This is a genomic window from Mesorhizobium sp. M7A.F.Ca.CA.002.09.1.1 (assembly GCF_003998555.1).
Taxonomy (GTDB): Bacteria; Pseudomonadota; Alphaproteobacteria; order Rhizobiales; family Rhizobiaceae; genus Mesorhizobium; species Mesorhizobium ciceri.
The window spans coordinates 1-4,997 of the sequence record NZ_RZRR01000385.1 but is presented as its reverse complement, the minus strand read 5'-3'; the positions used below and the strand labels follow the sequence as shown (position 1 = coordinate 4,997).

The window sequence follows — 4,997 nt, the reverse complement described above, 5'->3', positions numbered from 1 at the left end:
ATATAGGCACTGATGCCGTCTATGGGCCCGCGCGCCGCGTCGAAGCAATTGGCCGCCTGTAGCCAGATTTCAAAGATGTTTTGAACGACCGACCGGTAAAGCTCTTCCTTGGTGGCGAAATAGTAGTGGAGATTTGCCTTCGGCAGTCCGGCCAGATCCGCAATCAACTGCATCGTGGCGCCGCCAAACCCTGCCTCCGCAAACACCTTCTCTGCAGCGACGAGAATGGTTTTTTCATTCTCTCGGCGGATCTCCTGTCGCCGCATGGGGCGGGTGGGTTCTGCCATGTCTACCCCAAGATTCTAGTTGACCGCTTGGTCAGGTTGTGTAGTTTAAAAGCTGACCATACGGTCAAGCTGTAAATCACTCAAGGGGCGACAAGACCCCTGGTGTAGATGGGAACTCGAGATGGCCGCACCCGGCGAGAATCTGCGAATCAATTCAAACCGTTTGTGGGATTCCATCATGGAGATGGCGAAGATTGGCCCCGGCATTGCCGGCGGCAACAATCGCCAGACCGTGACCGACGAAGACGGCGAAGGGCGGCATCTGTTCAAGCGCTGGTGCGATGCGGCCGGGCTCGAAATGGGCGTCGATGAAATGGGCACGATGTTTGCCCGCCGCGAAGGCACCGATCCCAGCCTGCCGCCGGTCTATGTCGGCAGCCATCTCGATACGCAGCCGACCGGCGGCAAGTATGACGGCGTGCTCGGCGTACTGGGCGGGCTTGAAGTGGTGCGCTCGCTCAACGATCTCGGCATCAAGACCAAACATCCAATCGTCGTCACCAACTGGACGAACGAGGAGGGCTCGCGCTTCGCGCCGGCTATGATGGCGTCCGGCGTGTTCGCCGGCGTGCTCGACCAGGCCGATGTGTACGGGCATGTCGACAAGCAGGGCAAGAAATTCGGCGAGGAACTGGAGCGCATCGGCTGGAAAGGCCCCGAGAAGGTCGGCGACCGCAAGATCCATGCCTTCTTCGAACTGCATATCGAACAGGGTCCGATCCTCGAGGACGAAGATATCGACATCGGTGTCGTCACCCATGGCCAGGGCCTTAAATGGCTGCAGGTGACGCTGACCGGCAAGGAAGCCCATACCGGCTCGACGCCGATGCCCAAGCGCCGCAATGCCGGGCTCGGCATGGCGCGGGTGATCGAACTGGTGCACGAGATCGCCATGGACTACCAGCCCGATGCCGTCGGCGCGGTCGGCCACATGGAGGTCTATCCCAATTCGCGCAACATCATCGCCGGGCGCACCGTCTTCACCGTCGATATCCGCTCGCCGGAAAAGGAAGTGCTGGACGCGATGGATGGCCGCATCCGCGAAGGCATCGACACGATCTGCGATGCACTCGACATCCGCTGCGAGATCGAACAGGTCGGCGCTTTCGATCCGGTGACTTTCGATGCCGGCTGCGTCAAGGCGATCCGCGATGCCGCCGACCGCCTTGGCTATTCCCATCGCAACATCGTTTCCGGTGCCGGCCACGACGCCTGCTGGATCAACCGCGTCGCGCCCACCGCCATGGTGATGTGCCCTTGCGTCGATGGCCTCAGCCACAACGAGGCCGAAGAGATCACCAAGGAATGGGCTTCGGCGGGTGCCGATGTCTTGTTCCACGCGGTGGTGGAGACGGCTGTCATCGTGGAGTGAGCTTAGAATCCACCTTCCAAACGACGCTCGTAAAGAAGCGCGAAGAGAACAAGGGAACAGTCAATGACCAAAGTCATCCGAAACGGCACCATCGTCACCGCCGACCGCACCTGGAAGGCCGATGTGCTGATGCAGCACGGCAAGATCGTCGCCATCGGTTCGGGCCTGCATGGCGACCATGAGTTCGACGCCACCGGCTGCTACATCATGCCGGGCGGCATCGACCCGCACACCCATCTCGAAATGCCGTTCATGGGCACCTATTCGGCCGATGATTTCGAATCCGGCACGCGCGCGGCGCTCTCCGGCGGCACGACGATGGTGGTCGATTTCTGCCTGCCGGCGCCGCAGCAGTCGCTGCTCGAAGCCTTGCAGATGTGGGACAACAAGACCTCGAAGGCGTCGTGCGACTACTCCTTCCACATGGCGATCACCTGGTGGGGCAAGCAGGTGTTCGACGAGATGGCCACGGTCGTCGACAAGGGCATCACCTCGTTCAAGCATTTCATGGCCTACAAGGGCGCGCTGATGGTCGACGACGACGAGATGTATGCGTCGTTCCAGCGCTGCGCCGATCTCGGCGCGCTGCCGCTCGTTCATGCCGAGAATGGCGACGTGGTGGCGGCACTGTCGCAGAAGCTGCTGGCTGCCGGCAACAACGGCCCCGAGGGCCACGCCTATTCGCGGCCGCCCGAAGTGGAAGGCGAGGCGACCAACCGCGCCATCATGATCGCCGACATGGCCGGCGTGCCGCTCTATGTCGTGCATGTCTCCTGCGAGCAGAGCCACGAGGCGATCCGCCGGGCGCGCCAGAAGGGCATGCGGGTGTTCGGCGAGCCGCTGATCCAGCACCTGACGCTGGACGAGAGCGAGTATTTCGACAAGGACTGGGACCATGCGGCACGCCGCGTGATGAGTCCGCCCTTCCGCAACAAATCGCACCAGGACTCGCTGTGGGCCGGCCTGCAGGCGGGTTCGCTGCAGGTGGTGGCGACCGATCATTGCGCTTTCACCACCAAACAGAAGCGCAACGGCGTCGGCGATTTCACCAAGATCCCGAACGGCACCGGCGGGCTTGAAGACCGCATGCCGGTGCTGTGGACCACAGGCGTCAACACCGGCCGGCTGACGATGAACGAGTTCGTCGCGGTGACCTCGACCAACATCGCCAAGATCCTCAACATGTATCCGAAGAAGGGCGCCATCGTAGAGGGTGCCGACGCCGACATCGTCGTCTGGGATCCCAAGCGCAAGAAGACAATTTCGTCCAAGAAGCAGCAATCGGTGATCGACTACAATGTCTTCGAGGGTTTCGAGGTGACCGGCCTGCCGCGGTTCGTGTTCTCGCGGGGCGAACTGTCGATCCAGGAGTCCGAGGTCAAGACCAAGCCCGGCCATGGTGAATTCGTCGGCCGCGAGCCGAATGCGGCCGTCAACCGGGCGCTGTCGACGTGGAAGGAAATCTCCGCGCCGCGCAAGGTGGAACGCACCGGCATCCCGGCGACCGGGGTTTGAGGTGCGGCGCGGGGGACTTCTTTTCGCGGCAGTTTTGGTTCTGGTGGCCAGCCAAGTGTCGGCGGCCGGCATCGACCTAGCCAAACCTTATGGCAACAAGTCCGGCTGCATCAACAAGAACGGCCAGGAAGTCTACGCCGAGGACATGCTGCTTCTAACCAACACCGACTTCATCACGGCGACGAGCGCTTGCACCTTCACCGGCAAGAGGGTCCAGGCCGACGGCTCGCTTGTGGTGAAGGCGGAGTGCGAGGCCGAAGGCGAAGAGGGCAAGTCGCCCGCCACCTTCATCATCAAGCACAGCACCAAGAACGCCAAGAAACTGGTGATCGCGGATGCGGACGGCACCGTCTATGGGGAAGTGTCTCGGTGCCGATGATTGCCGAAGCTGGCGGGCGCAAACCTCTAGCAATTGGCCGACGGGCGCCTAGCCCGGCGAAGTCAGCTTCCGGCGACCAGCGCATCCAGTTCCGGCAGCAGGACGACGCTCTCCTGTTCGTTGGGATCGGTGCGCGCAATGACGGCAGAGGACGGGGCGCCGCTCAGGTTGGCCGGCAGATGCGGCACGCCGGCGGGGATGTAGAAGAGATCACCGGCCTTGACGACGATATGATGCTCGAGCCGGTCGCCATACCAGGTGTGAACTTCGCCGGAGAGCACATAGATCGCCGTCTCGTGGCTCTCGTGCATATGCGCCTTGGCGCGGGCGCCGGGCGGCATGGTGAGCATGTGCATGCAGATGCCGGAGGCACCGACGGTCTCGGCGGCAATGCCGGCGAAATAGGTCAGCCCCTGCTTGCCTTCATAAGTGCTTTCAGGGCGGATAAGATGACAAGTGGGTTTAGGCGACATCGGGGAAACTCCGGGCGTCGATCGCGTGGGACAAGGTCAGAGGGACAGGGCCAAATGGGACAGGGCAAGTGGAAAACAACATCGCGATAAAAGCAATCGGATTCCAGCCGCCGCGGGAACGGAAACAGGCAGGCGGCAACCGATGACGGGGAATTCGCCAGCCGTCGTCGCGGCAAGCAAACTCGGGCTGACTTTCCAGACCAATGACGGGCCGGTGCAGGCGCTGTCCAATGTCGATCTCACCATCGGCAAGGGCGAGTTCGTCTCCTTCATCGGGCCTTCGGGCTGCGGCAAGACCACGCTGCTGCGCGTCATCGCCGATCTGGAGAAGCCGACCTCGGGGGCGATTTCCGTCAATGGCATGACAGCAGAGCAGGCGCGCGAGAAACGCGCCTATGGCTATGTCTTTCAGGCGGCGGCGCTGTTTCCGTGGCGGACCATCGAGCGCAATGTGGGGCTGCCGCTGGAGATCATGGGCCTATCCAGGGCGGAGCAAGGCGAGCGGATCAAGCGCACGCTCGGCCTCGTCAACCTCTCTGGATTCGAGAAGAAATATCCCTGGCAGCTCTCGGGCGGCATGCAGCAGCGCGCCTCGATTGCCCGTGCGCTGGCCTTCGACGCCGACCTGCTGCTGATGGACGAGCCGTTCGGCGCGCTGGACGAGATCGTGCGCGACCATCTCAACGAGCAGCTGCTGGAATTGTGGGGACGCACCAACAAGACCATCTGCTTCGTCACCCACTCCATTCCGGAGGCCGTCTATCTGTCGACGCGCATCGTCGTCATGTCGCCGCGCCCGGGCCGTGTCAGCGACATCATCGAATCGACGCTGCCGAGAGAGCGGCCGCTCGACATCCGCGAGACGCCGGAGTTTCTGGCGATCGCAGCGCGGGTGCGGGACGGGCTGCGCGCGGGGCACAGCTATGATGATTGAGGGGCAGGATGAGCTTCCTCCTCTCCCCAACGGGGAG

6 protein-coding genes are annotated in these 4,997 nt (G+C 62.5%); 4 read left to right on the top strand and 2 right to left on the bottom strand.

Translation table 11 applies throughout. The features are described 5' to 3' along the window. Positions 1–287 (bottom strand): TetR family transcriptional regulator (locus tag EN994_RS17545; protein ID WP_127307679.1); only part of this gene is annotated, 287 nt, incomplete at its 3' end. A gap of 121 nt (positions 288–408) precedes the next feature. Here EN994_RS17545 and EN994_RS17540 point away from each other — a divergent pair. The 3 genes from EN994_RS17540 (at position 409) to EN994_RS17530 (ending at position 3,553) form a co-directional block, all read left to right on the top strand. After that, positions 409–1,659, top strand: a complete 1,251-nt coding sequence (locus tag EN994_RS17540; RefSeq protein WP_063168504.1) for a Zn-dependent hydrolase — start codon at positions 409–411, stop codon at positions 1,657–1,659. Positions 1,660–1,722: 63 nt separating this feature from the next. Beyond that, positions 1,723–3,174, top strand: coding sequence for a dihydropyrimidinase (gene hydA / locus EN994_RS17535; RefSeq protein WP_063168503.1), 1,452 nt, complete (start codon positions 1,723–1,725; stop codon positions 3,172–3,174). A 43-nt stretch (positions 3,175–3,217) separates the two neighbouring features. Continuing rightward, positions 3,218–3,553, top strand: coding sequence for a hypothetical protein (locus tag EN994_RS17530; protein ID WP_244514313.1), 336 nt, complete (start codon positions 3,218–3,220; stop codon positions 3,551–3,553). A gap of 62 nt (positions 3,554–3,615) precedes the next feature. Here the strand turns inward: EN994_RS17530 and EN994_RS17525 are convergent, their stop codons facing one another. Next, positions 3,616–4,026: a cupin domain-containing protein gene (locus EN994_RS17525; RefSeq protein ID WP_013530912.1), complete on the bottom strand. Its 411-nt coding sequence runs from the start codon at positions 4,024–4,026 to the stop codon at positions 3,616–3,618. A 142-nt stretch (positions 4,027–4,168) separates the two neighbouring features. On the opposite strand from EN994_RS17525, the gene EN994_RS17520 reads away from it, so the two are divergent. Continuing rightward, positions 4,169–4,960, top strand: coding sequence for an ABC transporter ATP-binding protein (locus tag EN994_RS17520; RefSeq protein WP_013530913.1), 792 nt, complete (start codon positions 4,169–4,171; stop codon positions 4,958–4,960). The last annotated feature ends 37 nt before the right edge of the window (positions 4,961–4,997 follow it).

Excerpts from the sequence above, each read along its gene's own strand:
- EN994_RS17540 (WP_063168504.1), top strand. The coding sequence starts at position 409 with ATGGCCGCACCCGGCGAGAATCTGCGAATCAATTCAAACCGTTTGTGG.
- hydA (WP_063168503.1), top strand. The coding sequence starts at position 1,723 with ATGACCAAAGTCATCCGAAACGGCACCATCGTCACCGCCGACCGCACC.
- EN994_RS17525 (WP_013530912.1), bottom strand. The coding sequence starts at position 4,026 with ATGTCGCCTAAACCCACTTGTCATCTTATCCGCCCTGAAAGCACTTAT.
- EN994_RS17520 (WP_013530913.1), top strand. The coding sequence starts at position 4,169 with ATGACGGGGAATTCGCCAGCCGTCGTCGCGGCAAGCAAACTCGGGCTG.